This window comes from Reyranella sp., assembly GCF_004297265.1.
Taxonomy (GTDB): domain Bacteria; phylum Pseudomonadota; class Alphaproteobacteria; order Reyranellales; family Reyranellaceae; genus Reyranella.
Window position 1 is genome coordinate 106,351 of the sequence record NZ_SCUT01000045.1, and the last position, 16,569, is coordinate 122,919.

A 16,569-nucleotide genomic window follows, 5' to 3' on the forward strand; every position below is an offset into this window, starting at 1 on the left:
AAGCAGTTGGACCACGGTGCGACCTACGACCGGCCGACTGCCGGCGGCACGGTCTGGTGGGGGCCGTTGAGACGGCTGCGATAGACGGTCACGCCCTCCATGATGCGTTGCACGTAGTTGCGCGTCTCCCGGAAGGGGATCATCTCGATCCAGTCGACCATGTCGATCCTGGCGGTGCGCGGGTCGCCGCCGGCCTCGATCCAGCGCGCGACCCTGTTGGGCCCGGCATTGTAGGCCGCCAGCGCCAGCTCGTAGGAACCGCCGAAGCGCTGCAGCATCTCCGCGAGATACTGGCTGCCGAGCTGGACGTTGTAGGCGGGATCGCGAGTCAGCTTGTCCTGGATGAAGGGGACGCTGAGGCGGCCCGCGACGTCACGCGCCGTACCGGGCAGGAGCTGCATGAGGCCCAGCGCACCGGACGTTGAAACCGCGCCGGCATTGAACGAGCTCTCCTGCTTGGTGAGCGCCAGGGCCAGGGCGCGCTCGATCGGCCCGGTCGCGCCGAGATCGACGATGGGGAAGGCCGCATCGAACAGCACCACGCCGTTCTCCGCGCCGCGGCGGGCCACGGTAAGGCCGACATCGGGACGCTTCAGGTCGAGGGAGAGCTGGGCCAGCAGCGCCACTTCGCCTGGCGTCGTGATCGAGCGGGCGAGGCGCAGCAGGAACGGGCGAGCCCGGTCGTACTCCTCGACCTGGCCGAGATAACGCGCCATCGTCGCGAGCTCGCGCCCGGCCAGCGCCTGTTTCTCGGCGGGGGTGGGTACCGGATCGACCGGCAGCTTCGGGTTGACGCCCTGGAGTTTCTTGGCGGCGAGCTGGCCATAGAAGGTCTGGCCGTAGCCGGCGGCGCGCCCATACCAGTCGCTGGCGTCCTTGGTCTGCCTGGCCGCCTCATAGGTGCGGGCGAGCCAGTAGGCGCCGCGGCTCTTCGAGATGTCGGTCGAGACACCGTCGTACAGCGTCGAGAAATGCTTCAGCGCGACGGCCGGCTTCTTGAGCTGGCGCAGGGCGATCCAGCCCGCAAGGAACTCCGCTTCTGCGAAGGAAACGCCCTTGGTGAGCCCGTGCCCGATGGCGACGGCATAGGCGTCGGCGGGGCGGTTGGCGTCCAGCAGGCCGCGCACGACGAGATTGCGCTCGGTCCACCACGCGTCGGTCTGGTTGGGGATCGAGCCGGAAAGAGCGGCCTTCGCCTCGTCGAGCGTTCCCGTGCGCCGTATCCACTGCACGCGCTCCAGGCGAAGCGGCGCTTCCGCAAGACGCGCCGGCGCAACTGCCTTCAAGAGCGTGCCGGCGTCGGCCGCGCGCGTCGCCATGGCGAGGCGGGCATTGGCGATCGGTTGATAGTCGGGCGGCAGCTTCGGCACGAGATCGCGGGCCACCTGGTGGCGGCCCTCGCGGAGGATGCGGTCGAAGCGGGCGATCTGGTCCGGCCCGGTCAGGAGCTGGGCGTAGCGATTGAGGAAATCGTTCTCGTCGGAATTGCGCAGCGTGGCGTTCTGCCAGGTGTCACGGGCGAAGCGGGCGACGTCGTTGGGCGCCGCCGTGCTGGCCGCCTCGAGCCTGCGCATGTGGCCGGTGCTGGTGAGCGGCGGAAAGGCGGTGAAATAGCGGACGACGTCCGTGGCGGGTGTCTCGGGTCCGATCCGCTCCTCCGCCTGGCGGCGCAGCACCTCGGGCTCGGGCCAGTCGGGTTGCTCGCGCAGGAAGCGCCAGGTCGCCGTGAAGTTCGCCTCCGTTCGGGGGGCAAGCCGCAGGATGCTCCAGGCGACGTAGCGGTCGAGCAGCGTATTGCGGAAATTGGCGACCGCGGCCCGCGCATCGGCCCAACGACCATCGTCGATTGCCTTCAGGGCAGCGGTGAAGGCTGCAATCTCCGCGGCGCTGAGCGGATCCGCGGCGACGGGCTGCGGCGCTGCGGCCGGCGCGCCGCGTCCCTGCACGGCGGGTGCAGGAGAAGCCTCCGAGGGCGCCGGCGGGCTCGGCTTTTCGACGTCGCCCGGCAGCCGCCGCACGCCGGTGGTCGGCGCCGCGATCTGGGCCAGGGCCGGCGCGGCGGCAAGCAGGGCCGCCAACAGGATGAAGGGGGATTTCTTGTGTTTCACGCCAAGAATCGTAGGCAGGGAGTTGCGGCATCACAATGGCATGTTGCTCACCTTGCAGCGTCAAACCCCGGGGCCTAGAGTGGATCGCTAAGGGAAAAGTCGGAGGAAGGCCATGTTCACCGGATCGCTCGTTGCGCTGATTACGCCGTTCAAGAACGGATCGGTGGACGAGAAGGGATTCGAGAAGTTCGTGGCCTGGCAGATCGAGGAGGGTACCGACGGGCTGGTCCCGTGCGGCACCACCGGCGAATCGCCGACCCTCTCGATGGAGGAGCACAAGCGCGTCATCGACCTCTGTATCGGCGCGGCCAAGGGGTCGGGCGTGCCGGTGATCGCCGGCACCGGATCGAATTCGACCGCCGAGGCGATCGAACTCACCCAGCATGCCAAGAAGGCCGGTGCGGACGCCGCCATGCTGGTCGTGCCCTACTACAACAAGCCAACCCAGGAAGGCCTGTTCCAGCACTTCAAGGCGGTGGCCGATGCCGTCGACATCCCCATCCTGCTCTATAACGTGCCGCCGCGCACCGGCGGCGACCTGCAGGTCGAGACGGTGATCCGGCTCTCCCAGGTCAGGAACATCGTCGGCATCAAGGATGCGAGCTACGATATGGCGCGCCCGACCCTGACGCGCCTCAAGGCGAAGAAGGGCTTCGTGCAGCTCTCGGGCGAGGATGCGAGCGCGCTCGGCTTCCTGGCGCAGGGCGGCGACGGCTGCATCTCGGTGACGGCCAACGTGGCGCCGCGCCTCTGTGGCGACATGCACGATGCGTGGAAGAAGCGCGATCTGGACAAGGCGTTCGAGTTGCAGGACCGGCTTATGCCGCTGCACAAGGCGATGTTCTGCGAGACCAGCCCCGGGCCGGTGAAGTACGCCGCCGAGTTGATCGGGCAGTGCAGCGCCGAGATGCGCCTGCCGATGGTGCCAATCGCCGAAAGCAGCAAGAAGGCCGTGCGCGAGGCCATGGTCCACGCCGGCCTGATCAACTAGAAATCGGGTTCTTCCAACTCACGAGTGTCCTGTGGCCAATAAACCGGAACTGGACCGCACCGTTGTGGCCCAGAACCGCAAGGCGCGGCACAACTACTTCATCGAGGAGACCTTCGAGGCCGGCCTTTCGCTGACCGGCACCGAGGTGAAGTCCCTGCGCGGCGGGCGCAGCACGATCGCCGAATCCTATGTGACGGAAGAGGGCGGCGAGGCGTGGCTGGTCAATGCCAACATCCCGATCTACGCCTCGGGCAACCGCAACAACCACGAACCGCGCCGGGCGCGAAAGCTGCTGCTGCACCGGGGCCAGATCAACAAGCTGATCGGCGCCATCCAGCGCGAAGGCCGCACGGTCGTGCCGCTGCAGGTCTATTTCAATCCGCGCGGCCGCGCCAAGATCGAGATCGCCCTGGCCACCGGCAAGCAGGCGCACGACAAGCGCCAGTCGATCAAGGACCGCGACTGGCAGCGCCAGCGCGCCCGCATGATGTCGACCCGCCGGTAAGGCCGAGAAGGGGCGGGCGAGAGCCATGCTGCTCAGCGAAGAACAGACACTCATCCGCGACACCGCCCGCGCCTTTGCGCAGGAGCAGGTGCTGCCGCATGTCCGGGCCTGGGAGGCCGCCGGCGAGATTCCCCGGTCGCTGCTGGCCGAGATGGGACGTCTCGGCTTCATGGGCATGACGGTGCCCACCGAATGGGGCGGGGCCGGCGCCGACATGGTGTCCTACGTGCTGGCGCTGGAGGAGATCGCAGCGGCCGATGGCGGCCTGTCGACGGTGATGAGCGTCAACAACTCGCCCGACTGTGCGGCGCTGCTGGCCTACGGGTCGGAAGAGCAGAAGGAAAGGTGGCTGAAGCCGCTGGCGCGTGGCGAGATGCTGGGCGCCTTCTGCCTCACCGAGCCGCATGCTGGCTCCGATGCCTCCAACCTGAAGACGCGGGCCGAACGGCGCGGCAACGGCTGGGTGCTGAACGGGGTGAAGCAGTTCATTACCTCGGGCCGCACTGCCGACATGGCGCTGGTCTTCGCCGTCACCGATCCGTCTTCGCCCAAGCGCGGCATTTCCTGCTTCATCGTGCCGACCGACACGCCGGGCTATCGCGTTGCCTCGGTCGAAAAGAAGCTCGGCCAGAAGTCTTCCGACACCTGCCAGATCGCCTTCGAGGACTGCGTCGTCGGCGCGGACGCGATGCTGGGCGGAGAGGGCGAGGGCTATCGGGTGGCGCTTGCCAACCTGTCGGTCGGGCGCATCGGCATCGCGGCGCAGTCGGTGGGCATGGCGCGCGCCGCCTTCGAGGCCGCACGCAGCTACGCCCAGGAGCGCGAAGCCTTCGGCACGAAGATCGTGAACCACCAGGCGATCCTGTTCCGGCTCGCCGACATGGCCACGAAGATCACGGTCGCCCGGCAGATGGTGCTGCATGCGGCAACATTGCGCGACGCCGGTCGTCCATGCCTCACCGAGGCCGCAATGGCGAAGCTATATGCGTCCGAGATGGCCGAGGAAGTGTGCTCGGCCGCAATTCAGATCCATGGCGGTTACGGGTACGTTTCCGACTATCTGGTGGAGAAGATCTGGAGGGATGTCCGCGTCTGCCAGATCTACGAGGGCACCAGCGACGTGCAACGCATCCTGATCGGCCGTGGCTTGGCTGCCTTATAGAGGCTCGCCTTTCGCTTGTTCCCGGGCACGCAGCGTGCGAACATCACGGCGTGTGAAGGCCGCTGAAAGCGGTTTTGGGGAGCTGGGGGGAGCCGGGCGACGGATGGTGTCGGTCGTGCGCCGTAACTTTGTGAAACTGATTGCACTCGCCGCGGCGCTGCTGCCGGTGACTGGTACCGTTTTCGCTCAGGATACCAAGGCGGTTCCGAAGAACGTGGCCGCGCCGTCGACCACACGGGTCATCCAGATGCAGACGGCCTTCAATCCAGCCTTGCCGGGCTCCGGCGAAGGCGTCCGCGTCTTCACCCGGTCTGTGAAGCACATGACGGCCGGTGCCGTCGCCATCAAGATCCTGGAGCCGGGCCGGATCGCGCCGACGGCCGAGATGCTCGACGCCATCGTCGCGGGCGATCTTGAGGCAGCTTTCACCTGGTCGGGCTACGCTGCCAGCAAGGCGCCCGTATTCAACATCTTCGCCACGGTGCCCTTCGGGCTCGGGCCGGAGGATATGATCTCCTGGATGCTGGAGGGCGACGGTGCCCGCATCCACCGCGACGCCTACGACAAACTGGGCGTGACCGGCATCCCCTGCGGCATCCAGGGTCCCAAGGGAGGCGGCTGGTTCCGCGGCGAGGTCAACACGGTGGCCGACTTCAAGGGCCTGAGGCTGCGCTACGGTAAGCTTGCGGCAGAAGTGATCGCGCGCCTGGGCGCGGTTGCCGTGCCGCTGCCGCCGGGTGAGTTCTTCTACAAGCTGCAGCAGGGCAACGTGGATGGCGGCGAGATGTCGACGCCGGCCATGGATGCCGCTCTGGGCTTCGACAAGCTCGGCCTTCCTTACTACCTGCCGGGCTGGCAGCAGCCCTCTGCCGTGCTCGACTTCCTGATGCGCAAGGACAAGTGGGCGGCTCTGCCGGCCTCCCTACGCGCACAGATCCAGACGGCCTGTCAGGCCAACATCGCCTGGATGCTCGGCCGCTCTCCCAATGTGCAGGGGGTCGCGCTGGAGAAGCTGAAGGCGTCGGGCGTCGAAGTCCGGGAATGGGCGCCGGACGTCCTGGCCGCCTTCCGCAAGAACAGCGAGATCGTGGTCAAGGACCTGGCCGAGCGGGACGCCGACTTCGCGGCGGCGCTCGCCAATCAACAGGCTTTCATTGCGCAGGGAGCGCACTGGCGCGCCCTCTCCCGACTGCCGTAACCGCCGGCTTGCACGCGGTCCCCGGTCCGGGCAGGTTGGCCCGGCATGACCGTAGTTTCCTCCCAGATCGACACCCGTTCCGATACCTTCAAGCGCAACGCCGAAGCCATGCGGGCGCAGGTCGAGGATTTGCGCCGCCGCACCGACACGGTCCGCCTGGGCGGCGGCGAGGAATCGCGCAAGCGTCACGTCTCCCGCGGCAAGCTGCTGCCGCGCGAGCGTGTGCGGGCGCTGCTCGATCCGGGCTCGCCCTTTCTCGAACTGTCGCCGCTGGCGGCGCTCGACATGTACGACAACGAGGCGCCGGGCTCCGGAGTGATCACCGGCATCGGCCGCGTGAGCGGCGTCGAATGCGTGATCGTATGCAACGACGCCACCGTGAAGGGCGGCACCTACTATCCGATGACGGTGAAGAAGCACCTCCGCGCCCAGGAAGTGGCGATGGAAAACCGGCTTCCCTGCATCTACCTCGTGGATTCCGGCGGTGCCAACCTGCCGCAATGGCCGGAAGTGTTTCCCGACAAGAACCATTTCGGCCGCATCTTCTACAACCAGGCCAACATGTCGGCGCAGGGCATCCCGCAGGTCGCGGTGGTGATGGGCTCCTGCACGGCGGGAGGCGCCTACGTGCCGGCGATGAGCGACGAGACGGTGATCGTCCGCAAGCAGGGCACGATCTTCCTCGCCGGCCCGCCGCTGGTGAAGGCCGCGATCGGCGAGGTGGTGAGCGCCGAGGATCTGGGCGGCGCCGACGTCCACGCCCGCACCTCGGGTGTCGCCGACCATTATGCGCAGAACGACAGTCATGCGCTGGGCATCGCCCGGCGCATCGTGGCCAATCTGAACTGGAAGAAGCAGCCGTCGGCGTCGCTGCTGCCGCCGCGCGATCCGAAATACGCCGCCGAGGAACTGTACGGCGTGGTGCCGATGGACACTCGCACGCCCTACGACATCCGCGAGATCATCGCGCGCCTTGTCGACGGCAGCGAGCTCGATGAGTTCAAGCATCTCTACGGCACGACCATCGTCACCGGCTTCGCGCGCATCTGGGGCTACCCGGTGGGGATCGTCGCCAACAACGGCATCCTGTTCAACGAATCGGCGCTGAAGGCGGCGCACTTCATCGAACTGTGCGGCCAGCGCGGCATCCCGCTGCTGTTCCTGCAGAACATCACCGGCTTCATGGTCGGCCGGAAGTACGAGGCGGGCGGCATCGCGCGCGACGGCGCCAAGCTGGTGACCGCGGTGTCGACCGTGAACGTGCCGAAGTTCACCGTGATCGTCGGCGGCAGCTACGGCGCGGGCAATTACGGCATGTGCGGCCGCGCCTACAGCCCGCGCTTTCTGTGGATGTGGCCGTCGGCGCGCATCTCGGTGATGGGCGGCGAGCAGGCGGCGAGCGTGCTGGCCACTGTGCGGCGCGACAATATCGAGGGCAAGGGCGGCACCTGGCCAAAGGACGAGGAAGAGAAGTTCAAGCAGCCGATCCGCGAGGCCTACGAGCGCGAGGGTCATCCCTATCATGCGACGGCACGTCTGTGGGACGACGGCATCCTCGATCCGCTCGACACGCGCATGACGTTGGGGCTGGCCTTGTCGGCCTCGATGAACCAGCCGATCGGACCGACGAAGTTCGGCGTCTTCCGGATGTGATCCGGACATGACCGACACGATCCTGACGAAGGTCGAGGGCGGCGTGGCCAAGCTCACGCTCAACCGGCCCAAGGCGATGAATTCCTTCGACGGCGACACCGCGCGCGCCATCATCGACGCAGTGGAGGCCTTCGCGACCGACGAGGCCGTGCGTATCCTCGTCCTGGCGAGCGAGGGCCCTGTCTTCTGCGCCGGCGGCGACTTCAACTGGGTGCTCACCTGGCCCGAACTCGACGCCATCACCCGCAAGGTCGGCGCCGATTCCATGATGGCGGCGGTTCAGGCGGTCTACGATTTTCCCAAACCCTCGATCGCGCGGGTCCAGGGCGCGGCGGTGGGCGGTGGGATCGGCCTGATGCTGGCCTGCGATTTCGCGGTCGCCGTCTCCTCGGCGCGCTTCGGCCTCACCTCGGCCCGCAACGGGCTGCTGGCGGGCATCGCCATCCCGGTGCTGATCCAGGCGGTCGGCCCGCGCATGGCGCGGCAGCTCCTGATGCACGGCGGCATGTTCGACTCAGCGACCGCGCTGCGCATCGGCCTTGTGGACCAGGTGGTCGAGGACGATGCGCTCGACGCGACGGTCGCGGCCCTGGCCGACGAGCTGCGCCGCGGGGCGCCCTCCGTCCAGACATTGATCAAGAAGCTGGTCACCGAGATCGACGCCATGCCGCACGACGGCGCGGTCGCCGACCTGATCGGCGAACATGTCGCCGTCCAGTGCACGACCGACGACGCGATCGAGGGCATGAGCGCCTTCCTCGCCAAGCGCAAACCGAAATGGGCCGTCTGATGTTCACCAAGATCCTGATCGCCAATCGCGGCGAGATCGCCTGCCGGGTCATCAAGACGGCGAAGCGGCTCGGCATCAAGACGGTGGCGGTCTATTCCGACGCCGACCGCAACGCGCGGCACGTCGCAATGGCCGACGAGGCCGTCCATATCGGGCCGCCGGCCGCGCGCGAGAGCTATCTCGTGGCCGACCGGATCATCGACGCGGCCAAGCGGACGGGCGCGCAGGCGGTCCATCCGGGCTACGGGTTTCTGTCGGAGAATGCCGGCTTCGCGGATGCCTGTGCCGCGGCGGGCATCGTGTTCATCGGACCGCCGGCGGCTTCGATCCGCGCCATGGGCTCCAAGAGCGAAGCCAAGAAGATCATGGAGAAGGCGGGTGTGCCACTGGTGCCGGGCTACCACGGCGACGACCAGTCGCCGGAGCTGCTGGCGCGCGAGGCCGCGAAGATCTGCTTCCCGGTGCTGATCAAGGCCTCGGCCGGCGGCGGCGGCAAGGGCATGCGGGTGGTCGAGAGTGCGGAGAAATTCGCCGACGCGCTGGCCGGCGCCAAGCGTGAGGCCAAGGCCTCGTTCGCGGACGACCATGTGCTGGTCGAGAAGTACCTGACGCGGCCGCGGCACATCGAGATCCAGGTCTTTGCCGACGCAAGCGACTGCCTCTATCTGTTCGAGCGCGACTGCTCGCTCCAGCGCCGGCACCAGAAGGTGATCGAGGAGGCGCCGGCGCCCAACATGGATCCGGCGCGGCGCAGGGCGATGGGCGAGGCGGCAGTCGCGGCGGCCAAGGCCATCGGCTACCGGGGCGCGGGCACGGTCGAGTTCATCGCTGACCAGGACGGCACGTTCTTCTTCATGGAGATGAACACCCGCCTGCAGGTCGAGCATCCGGTGACCGAGGCCATCACCGGCCAGGACCTGGTCGAATGGCAGCTCATCGTGGCGGCCGGCGGGAAGATGCCGCTCACCCAGGACGAGCTGCGCATCGACGGGCACGCGGTCGAGGTCCGGCTTTATGCCGAGGATCCGGCGCGGAACTTCCTGCCCTCGACGGGCACGCTGGTGCACCTGAAGCTGCCGGAGGAGGGCGCGCATGTCCGCGTCGATACCGGCGTGCGGCAGGGCGATACGGTGACGCCATTCTATGATCCCATGATCGCCAAGGTGATCGTACACGACCGCGACCGGATCTCGGCGCTGCGGCGCATGGCGGCGCTGATGGGCGAGACCGAGGTGGTGGGCGTCACGACCAACGCAGGTCTGCTCAAGGCGCTGTGCTCGCATCCCGCCTTCGTCAGTGGCGAAGTCGATACCGGCTTCATCGAGCGTCATCGGGCGACCCTGTTCGCGAAGCCGGCGCCGGCCGGCGATCGTGCCTTTGCCGTCGCCACCCTGGCGCGCCTCCTCGAATGGCAGGACGCGGCCAAGCCCGCGGCAGGCGATCCGTGGTCGCCGTGGAACGAACAGAGCGGCTTCCGCCTGCTCGACGACGGCCACGAGGAGGTCCGCTGGAAGGACGGCGAGCGTGAGGTCGTCGTGCTCGCGCGGCGTCTGCGCAGCGGCGGCCTGCGGCTGGAACTTCCGGGCGGCCCGCGCGAGGCACGCGTACAGCGCCTCGAAGACGGACGACTGTCGATCGGGCTGGGCGAGGATACGTTTCTGGCAACGGTCGTGCGGCGGACCGCGCTCGACGGCGGCGCCGACTACACGCTGTTCACGGACAGGGGGAGCCTCCGCCTGCGGCTGGTCGATCCGCTCGACGTCATGCAATACGAGGCGACGGCGTCGGCCGATGCGATGGTCCGCGCCCCGCTGCCGGGCAAGATCATCGACCTCAGGGTCAAGGCCGGCGACACGGTGAGCAAGGGCCAGGCGCTGCTGGTCCTCGAAGCCATGAAGATGGAGCACACGCTCGCGGCGCCGGCCGACGGCACGGTGAAGAACCTGCGCTATGCCGTGGGCGAGCAGGTTCCGGAGGGTGCGGAGCTGGTCGAGTTCGAGTGAGCGTCCCATGAGAACTCGCTCGGCGCGGCAGTCATTGCAATGATGACGATCACTTTTGCCCTGCTGTTGGCGGCATTTGTGTTCAATCTTTCGGATCTGCCGCGAACGGCGATGGCCTGTCTCTTCCTGTGCTTCGCCCTGGTCACCGGCATTTTCCTCTGGGAGATCTATAGCCCCGACTATGGCTTCCGCATGCCCTGGCTGCAGGTCGACCTGAGGCACGTCGTCACCGCGGAAAGCGCCTGAATGCCCGGGCTGCGCCTCGCGCCTTCCACCGTGTTCGTGCTGGACCGGCTTGTCCTGCTGCTCCTGACGGCGATTCTGTCGGCCATCCTTACCGCCGCGATGGTCATGCAGTTCGCGTTTGCGGAGATCCCCTGTCCGCTCTGCCTGCTCCAGCGGGTCGCCATGTTCGGCTGCTGCTTCGGGCTGCTTCATCAACTCCGCACGCATGAGTCGGAGAGAGGAGGCGGCATAGCCCTGCTCTTTGCCCTCCTGCTGCTGGTCATTGCGGCAAGGCAGACCTTGCTCGATATCGTGCCGCGCCCCGGTCACACCTACATCGGCACCGCGGTCCTCGGCGTCCACATGCCGGTCTGGTCGGCCGTGACCGGCGTGGCGCTGCTGCTGGCTCTGGCGCTTCGGCTAACGCTCTTCGGAGGTCCGCCCCTTCTGTCGCAAGCCGAACGGCCACCGCTCGCCAAGGTGACGCGCCTGCTGGAATTCTACGTCGTACTGATCTGTGCCCTCAACCTTGCGGCGGTGGTGCTCCAGTGTGGCCTCGGCGAATGCCACACGGTCGGATATCGGCTCTTCCGATAGATTGCGGCTTTGGGCGCGCCGCGCCGAGGCTATCCGGGATGTTCATGCATTGATTGTGCGCATTTCCAGGCCACCCCAACCCCGAAAATCGGCTTTTTTCCTTTCGTTCGTTTCGGATATTTCATTTGTTTCGTTTACGACCCCTGACGATGTCGTGACCTCGCTTCGCTCGGGGTGACGATGGTCGCTAGGCGACGACCTTTCTATAGAGATGCCACGTCGCATGGCCCAGCACCGGCAATGCGATGGCGAGCCCGATCAGCAGCGGCAAGGCGCCGATCGCGAGGCTTGCCGCCACGATCAGGCCCCACATCGCCATCGGTCCCGGGTTCATCCGCACGGCGCGCACCGACGTCGCGATCGCGGTGCCGACGCCGACATTGCGATCGAGCAGCATCGGGAAGGACACGACGCCGATCACCAGGACGACGAGGGCGAAGAGGAAGCCCACACCGATGCCGACGACAGTCATCGTCCAGCCTTGCGGCGTGGTCAGGGCATCTCGCACGAAGGCCTGGGCTGAGACGGGGGCATCCGGCCCGAGGGTGACGGTGTAGAGGAGGTTTGCCGCGAACAGCCACAGGCAGAAGATCGCGAGCAACAGCAGGCTCATGACCATGATCGGGCCGATGTTCGGCGAGCGGGCGACCGCGAAGGCATCCGTCCACCGGGTCTCGAGCCCATGCTCCCGCCGGCGGCTGATCTCGTAGAGGCCGAGCCCGAATATCGGGGCGATCAGGGCGAAGCCGGCGATCAGCGGGAAGACCAGCGCCAGCATTCCGTAGTCGAAGGCCATGCGCGAGATCGCGAGGCCCGCGATGGGATACAGGAGACAGAGCATGATGACGTCTGTCCGGCAGGCGCCGAAGTCACGCACGCCCTTGGCCAGCGCATCGCCGACATCGGTGGCGGTGATGCGTCGGACCGTGGGCGGCGCCGCAGCACGATCCTCCCAGGCGCCGTCCATGGTGATGGCCGCCGATCCGACGGCCTGGCTTGTCTGCTTGAGATGGTCCCATCCCCATTCTAGGGGATTGCGGATGTGGTTCTGGGTCGCCATGACTGCCTCCTTGCGAACGGAAGTCCGAAGGTCGCGGTCCGTCGTGATCACGACAGAGCGCGATCCACCACAAGGGCAAGTCTACGCCCGGCGGAGGGGGAAGTCTCCCCCTCTCCGTGCGCTGCGAAGAAAGCCGTTCGCTACTGCGAAAACTTCAGGTACTGGGCCACGAAATCGCAGCCGACGCTCTTGGAGTAGGCGTCGATCAGTTTCTTGGTGATCGGGCCCGGCGCCTTGCCATCGCCGACCGGTGCGCCGTTGAAGCTCTTCACCGGCAGGATGCAGAGGCTCGTCGAGGTGAGGAACATCTCCTCGGCATTGGCGGCGTCGAACAGGTCGATGTCGCCCGGCGTGCAGGCGACGCCGATCTGCTTGGCCATGTCCATGGTCATCTGGCGGCTGACACCCGGCAGGACGTAGCGCTCGGACGGCGTGAAGAGCTGGCCCTCGCGCACGATGAAGATGTTGCTGCCGAGCCCCTCGGCGAGGTTGCCGTTCTCGTCGAGCAGGATCGGCCAGGCGTCGGGATTGAGCGCCTTGATCGGCTTCTCGGCCATGATCATGTTGAGATAGTTGTGCGTCTTGGCGCGGGGCGAGAGCATCGACGGGGCGATACGGCGCGCCGTCGTGGTCATCGCCTCGGCGCCCTCGCGGTAGAGCTTGCCGCGCTTGGCGAGCGGCAGGGGTGTCATCTCGATCACGACCTGTGGGCCGACATTCTCCCAGCCCTCGTCGCCCACGGCGTCGACGCCGCGGCTGACCCGCTGGCCCAGCCACCAGTCGCCGACCTCGGCGCGCAGATGCTCGTTGCGCGCCACGACCTCCTCGCTGTGCGCGATCATCTCCTTCGGCGACAGGCCCGGATCGATCTGCAGGTAGCGCAGCGAGCGGTAGAAGCGGTCGATATGCTCCTTCAGGCGGAACGGGACTCCGTTGAAAGTGCGGGTCATGTCGAAGGCGCCGTCGCCGTATTTCCAGCTGCGGTCGCGGAACGGGATCATCACCTCGTTCTCGGGCACGAACTTGCCATTGAACCAGGCGATGCGTTGATTGCTGAGCTGTGTGGCCATGATGTCCTCCTGATCAGTTGACTCGAAGTTCGAAGATCGCGTCGCCGGCCGACGGGCTGCGTCGCTTCCGGGCGGTCGCCGGGACCGCCGGCGCGATGTTGCCGTTTTCGTCGGCGAGGCCCGCCACATAGGAAAGGGCTCGGCGGATGTCGTTCTCCATTTCCCGGCGGGCGGCCGCGGCATCGCCGGCCTGCAACGCGTCGATGAGGCGTTGCCGGCCCGCCGGTCCGCGCGGAGAGGAGATGAAGTCGGGATAGAGGAGGTTCATGTAGGGACCGGTCTGCAGCCACAGCCCTTCGATCAGGCGCAGCAGGGTGGGCTGCCCTGCCGCGGCATAGACGGCGAAATGGAACTCGCGCACCTTCTGGCGGTCGGTCGCACCGTCGCCGCGACTGCGCGCGACGATGATTTCCCGGGCGGCGCGACGGACTTCGGCAATCTGGTTGCGCGTCGCGGCGAGGGCCGCCTTGGCGGCCGCGAGGCCTTCCAGCTCCATGCGGATGTCGCGCAGTTCGAGGACCTTGTCGCGGGTCATCAGCGGCACGCGGACCGACCGGTTGGGGTTCATCTCGAACGCGCCTTCGGCGACCAGGCGGCGCATCGCCTCGCGCACCGGCGTGAGGCTGACGCCCAGGACGCCGGCAACGTAACGGAAGGTGACCTTCTGGCCCGGCGCGAAACGTCCGGACGTCAGCGCCTCGCGCAGCGAGGCGTACACCTGCTGGCGGAGAGAGGTGTCGGCGGCGTCCGGAGGGGTCGCAATGCGGGGCATCGGTAATCGAGCTTAACCCACCGCTGTGGAATTTGTGATCACAAAAGTGCATTGCTGGGGTGAAAGGCGGCGGTTAGGCTCCTCGGGATTTGTGATCACATTATTTTGCCGCGCACCTCTGTTGCGGGCATCGTTCTTGCTGGGTGAGGGACATGCGCTCCTACGCGAACTCGATCGCACTCTACGAAAAGACCCGAAAGCACCTGGCCGGCGGCGTCAGCAGCAACGTGCGCTACGCCAGCGTGCCCGTGCCGCTGTTCTTCGCGCGCGGCGAGGGCGCCCGGCTCCATGACGTCGACGGTAACGTGCACATCGATTACGTGCTGGGCAACGGGCCGGCCATTCTGGGGCATGCGCCGAAGCCGGTGATCGAGGCCGTGGCCGCCTCCCTGGGCGAGGGCCAGCTCTTTGCGGCGCAGAACCCGCGCGAGACCGAGCTGGCGGAACGACTGTGCGGGCTGTTGCCCGGCGCCGAGGTGGTACGCTTCACGACCTCGGGCACCGAGGCGGTGCTGATGGCCTTCCGCCTGGCACGGGCCTTCACCGGCCGCGAAAAGATCCTGAAGTTCGAGGGCCATTATCACGGCTGGAGCGACCAGGCCTATATCAGCGCCCGGCCGCCGCTGAACGAGGCCGGGCCTGCCGACGCGCCGGTGCCTGTCGCCGGTTCGCCCGGCATGCCGGCCAGCGTGCTGGGCGACGTCGCCGTCTGCACCTGGAACGACCTCGACCTGCTGGAGCAGACGCTGGAGCGCCATCGCGGCGAGATCGCGGGCGTGATCATGGAGCCCGTGATGGTGAATGGCGGGGCGATTCCGCCGGCGCCTGGCTATCTCGAGGGCGTGCGCGCCCTTTGCGACAAGCATGGTGCGTTGTTCATCTGCGACGAGGTCATCACCGGCTTCCGCGTCGGCCTGCGCGGTGCCCAGGGCAAGTTCGGCGTGAAGGCCGACCTCAGCATCTATGCGAAGGCTGTGGCGGCAGGGTTCCCGCTGGCCATGGTCGCCGGCCGCCGCGACATCATGGACACCCTGCTCGACAAGGGCGTGATGCATGGCGGCACCTACAATGGCAATGTCCAGAGCATGGCGGCAGCGCTGGCAGCCCTGGACGTACTCGAAGCCGACGATGGCAAGGTCTATCGCGATCTTGAAGCGCGGGGCACCGAGCTGATGCAGGGCCTCTCGTCGCTGGCCGCGAAGCACAAGCTGCCGATCCGCGTGCAGGGCATGCCGGCGATCTTCCAGACTTTCTTCACCACGGCCCCGGCGCCACGCAACTATCGCGAATCGGCGGCCTGCGACCGCGATGCCATGCTGGCCTTCCACGCGGCCCTGCAGGAAGAGGGCGTCCGGGCGCAGCAGGCCGGCAAATGGTTCCTCTCCACGGCGCATGACAAGCCGGTCATCGAGGAGACGCTGGCCGCTGCCGATCGCGCCATGGCCAAAATGGCCCGCGTCTAGATGTCGGATATCCGTCTCGAAGGGGTGACCAGGCGCTACGGCACGTTTGCCGCGGCCGACCAGGTCGACCTCTCGGTGACGCAGGGTGAGTTCGTCACGATCCTGGGGCCGAGCGGATCGGGCAAGACGACTCTCCTGTCGCTGATCGCCGGACTCAACCGGCCGACCTCGGGCCGGATTTTCATCGGCGGCCGCGACGTCACCAACGCTACGGCACAGGAACGCAACATCGGGCTGGTCTTCCAGTCCTATGCGCTGTTCCCGCACATGACCGTGCTGCAGAACGTCCTGTTCCCGCTGGGCGTCCGCAGGATCGGCGGCGCCGAGGCGGACAGGCTGGCGCGTGATGCGCTGAAGCTGGTGCGTCTCGACGGCTTGGAGAATCGCCGTCCGTCGCAGCTTTCGGGCGGTCAGCAGCAGCGTGTGGCGCTGGCGCGGGCGGTGGTCTTCAAGCCCGACATCCTGCTGCTCGACGAGCCGCTGGGCGCGCTCGACCGCAAGCTGCGCGAGGAACTGCAGGTCGAGCTCAAGCAACTGCAACGCACGCTGGGCGTCACGACCCTGCTGGTGACGCACGACCAGGAAGAGGCGCTGTCGCTCTCCGACCGGATCATGGTGCTGGACAAGGGGCGTACGCAGCAGGTCGCGGCGCCGACGGAGGCCTATCTCAAGCCTGCCAACCGTTTCGTGGCGGAGTTTTTAGGCATCGCCAACTTCGTCAGTCTGCCCGACGGCCGCCAGGGCGTGGTGCGGCCCGAGCGTGTGCGGCTGTCGGCCGGCGAGCAAGGCAAGTCTGCGCGCGTCGTCGAGGCGATCTATCTCGGGCAGATGGTGCGCTATCACTTGGCCCTCGACGGCAATCAAACGGTGGTGGCCGCCGTGCCGTTCCTGGGCACGGCGCATGCGCCGGGAGAGCGTGTCAGCGTTTCGTGGGAGTCGGCCGATGTCTGGCCGGTAACATAGAGGGGATCG

15 protein-coding genes are annotated in these 16,569 nt (G+C 67.2%); 11 read left to right on the forward strand and 4 right to left on the reverse strand.

The features are described from left to right. Positions 1 to 23: 23 nt before the first annotated feature. On the reverse strand, positions 24 to 2,108 hold the full coding sequence (locus EPO41_RS19245) for a lytic transglycosylase domain-containing protein (RefSeq protein ID WP_296328307.1): 2,085 nt from the start codon (positions 2,106 to 2,108) through the stop codon (positions 24 to 26). 112 nt (positions 2,109 to 2,220) lie between these two features. On the opposite strand from EPO41_RS19245, the gene dapA reads away from it, so the two are divergent. From dapA to EPO41_RS19290, 9 genes are all read left to right on the forward strand, one after another. Continuing rightward, positions 2,221 to 3,099, forward strand: coding sequence for a 4-hydroxy-tetrahydrodipicolinate synthase (dapA, locus tag EPO41_RS19250; protein ID WP_296328310.1), 879 nt, complete (start codon positions 2,221 to 2,223; stop codon positions 3,097 to 3,099). A 31-nt stretch (positions 3,100 to 3,130) separates the two neighbouring features. After that, complete coding sequence (smpB, locus tag EPO41_RS19255) at positions 3,131 to 3,604, forward strand: SsrA-binding protein SmpB (RefSeq protein WP_296328312.1); 474 nt, start codon at positions 3,131 to 3,133, stop codon at positions 3,602 to 3,604. Positions 3,605 to 3,629: 25 nt separating this feature from the next. Continuing rightward, positions 3,630 to 4,766, forward strand: coding sequence for an acyl-CoA dehydrogenase family protein (locus tag EPO41_RS19260; protein ID WP_296328314.1), 1,137 nt, complete (start codon positions 3,630 to 3,632; stop codon positions 4,764 to 4,766). 115 nt (positions 4,767 to 4,881) lie between these two features. Further along, positions 4,882 to 5,964, forward strand: coding sequence for a TRAP transporter substrate-binding protein (locus tag EPO41_RS19265; protein ID WP_296328317.1), 1,083 nt, complete (start codon positions 4,882 to 4,884; stop codon positions 5,962 to 5,964). A 108-nt stretch (positions 5,965 to 6,072) separates the two neighbouring features. After that, positions 6,073 to 7,617 carry a carboxyl transferase domain-containing protein gene (locus EPO41_RS19270; RefSeq protein ID WP_296328703.1) on the forward strand — a complete coding sequence of 515 codons (1,545 nt, stop codon included), beginning with the start codon at positions 6,073 to 6,075 and terminating at the stop codon, positions 7,615 to 7,617. 7 nt (positions 7,618 to 7,624) lie between these two features. Next, positions 7,625 to 8,407 carry an enoyl-CoA hydratase-related protein gene (locus EPO41_RS19275; protein ID WP_296328318.1) on the forward strand — a complete coding sequence of 261 codons (783 nt, stop codon included), beginning with the start codon at positions 7,625 to 7,627 and terminating at the stop codon, positions 8,405 to 8,407. Next, positions 8,407 to 10,410 carry an acetyl/propionyl/methylcrotonyl-CoA carboxylase subunit alpha gene (locus EPO41_RS19280; protein WP_296328320.1) on the forward strand — a complete coding sequence of 668 codons (2,004 nt, stop codon included), beginning with the start codon at positions 8,407 to 8,409 and terminating at the stop codon, positions 10,408 to 10,410. The genes EPO41_RS19275 and EPO41_RS19280 overlap by 1 nt, the downstream gene beginning before the upstream one ends. A 39-nt stretch (positions 10,411 to 10,449) precedes the next feature. Further along, the gene (locus EPO41_RS19285; RefSeq protein WP_296328714.1) at positions 10,450 to 10,656 is read left to right on the forward strand and encodes a hypothetical protein; all 207 of its coding nucleotides are present in this window, start codon (positions 10,450 to 10,452) and stop codon (positions 10,654 to 10,656) included. Further along, positions 10,657 to 11,232 (forward strand): disulfide bond formation protein B, encoded by a 576-nt coding sequence (locus EPO41_RS19290; protein ID WP_296328321.1) that lies wholly within the window; start codon positions 10,657 to 10,659, stop codon positions 11,230 to 11,232. A gap of 187 nt (positions 11,233 to 11,419) precedes the next feature. Here the strand turns inward: EPO41_RS19290 and EPO41_RS19295 are convergent, their stop codons facing one another. The 3 genes from EPO41_RS19295 to EPO41_RS19305 all read right to left on the reverse strand — a co-directional run bounded on the left by EPO41_RS19295 (position 11,420) and on the right by EPO41_RS19305 (position 14,134). Next, a complete protein-coding gene (locus EPO41_RS19295) occupies positions 11,420 to 12,292 on the reverse strand; it encodes a DUF2189 domain-containing protein (RefSeq protein WP_296328323.1) in 873 nt (290 codons plus the stop codon). 140 nt (positions 12,293 to 12,432) lie between these two features. Beyond that, positions 12,433 to 13,362 carry an aminotransferase class IV gene (locus EPO41_RS19300; RefSeq protein ID WP_296328324.1) on the reverse strand — a complete coding sequence of 310 codons (930 nt, stop codon included), beginning with the start codon at positions 13,360 to 13,362 and terminating at the stop codon, positions 12,433 to 12,435. A 13-nt stretch (positions 13,363 to 13,375) separates the two neighbouring features. Beyond that, entirely contained in the window at positions 13,376 to 14,134 is a 759-nt protein-coding gene (locus EPO41_RS19305; RefSeq protein WP_296328327.1) for a GntR family transcriptional regulator, read from the reverse strand. A gap of 152 nt (positions 14,135 to 14,286) precedes the next feature. On the opposite strand from EPO41_RS19305, the gene EPO41_RS19310 reads away from it, so the two are divergent. Next, positions 14,287 to 15,597 (forward strand): aspartate aminotransferase family protein, encoded by a 1,311-nt coding sequence (locus tag EPO41_RS19310; RefSeq protein ID WP_296328330.1) that lies wholly within the window; start codon positions 14,287 to 14,289, stop codon positions 15,595 to 15,597. Beyond that, positions 15,598 to 16,560, forward strand: a complete 963-nt coding sequence (locus EPO41_RS19315) for an ABC transporter ATP-binding protein (RefSeq protein WP_296328332.1) — start codon at positions 15,598 to 15,600, stop codon at positions 16,558 to 16,560. The last annotated feature ends 9 nt before the right edge of the window (positions 16,561 to 16,569 follow it).

Excerpts from the sequence above, each read along its gene's own strand:
- EPO41_RS19260 (WP_296328314.1), top strand. The coding sequence starts at position 3,630 with ATGCTGCTCAGCGAAGAACAGACACTCATCCGCGACACCGCCCGCGCC.
- EPO41_RS19315 (WP_296328332.1), top strand. The coding sequence starts at position 15,598 with ATGTCGGATATCCGTCTCGAAGGGGTGACCAGGCGCTACGGCACGTTT.
- EPO41_RS19275 (WP_296328318.1), top strand. The coding sequence starts at position 7,625 with ATGACCGACACGATCCTGACGAAGGTCGAGGGCGGCGTGGCCAAGCTC.
- EPO41_RS19290 (WP_296328321.1), top strand. The coding sequence starts at position 10,657 with ATGCCCGGGCTGCGCCTCGCGCCTTCCACCGTGTTCGTGCTGGACCGG.
- EPO41_RS19270 (WP_296328703.1), top strand. The coding sequence starts at position 6,073 with ATGCGGGCGCAGGTCGAGGATTTGCGCCGCCGCACCGACACGGTCCGC.
- EPO41_RS19305 (WP_296328327.1), bottom strand. The coding sequence starts at position 14,134 with ATGCCCCGCATTGCGACCCCTCCGGACGCCGCCGACACCTCTCTCCGC.
- EPO41_RS19285 (WP_296328714.1), top strand. The coding sequence starts at position 10,450 with ATGATGACGATCACTTTTGCCCTGCTGTTGGCGGCATTTGTGTTCAAT.
- EPO41_RS19295 (WP_296328323.1), bottom strand. The coding sequence starts at position 12,292 with ATGGCGACCCAGAACCACATCCGCAATCCCCTAGAATGGGGATGGGAC.
- EPO41_RS19280 (WP_296328320.1), top strand. The coding sequence starts at position 8,407 with ATGTTCACCAAGATCCTGATCGCCAATCGCGGCGAGATCGCCTGCCGG.
- EPO41_RS19300 (WP_296328324.1), bottom strand. The coding sequence starts at position 13,362 with ATGGCCACACAGCTCAGCAATCAACGCATCGCCTGGTTCAATGGCAAG.
- dapA (WP_296328310.1), top strand. The coding sequence starts at position 2,221 with ATGTTCACCGGATCGCTCGTTGCGCTGATTACGCCGTTCAAGAACGGA.
- EPO41_RS19310 (WP_296328330.1), top strand. The coding sequence starts at position 14,287 with ATGCGCTCCTACGCGAACTCGATCGCACTCTACGAAAAGACCCGAAAG.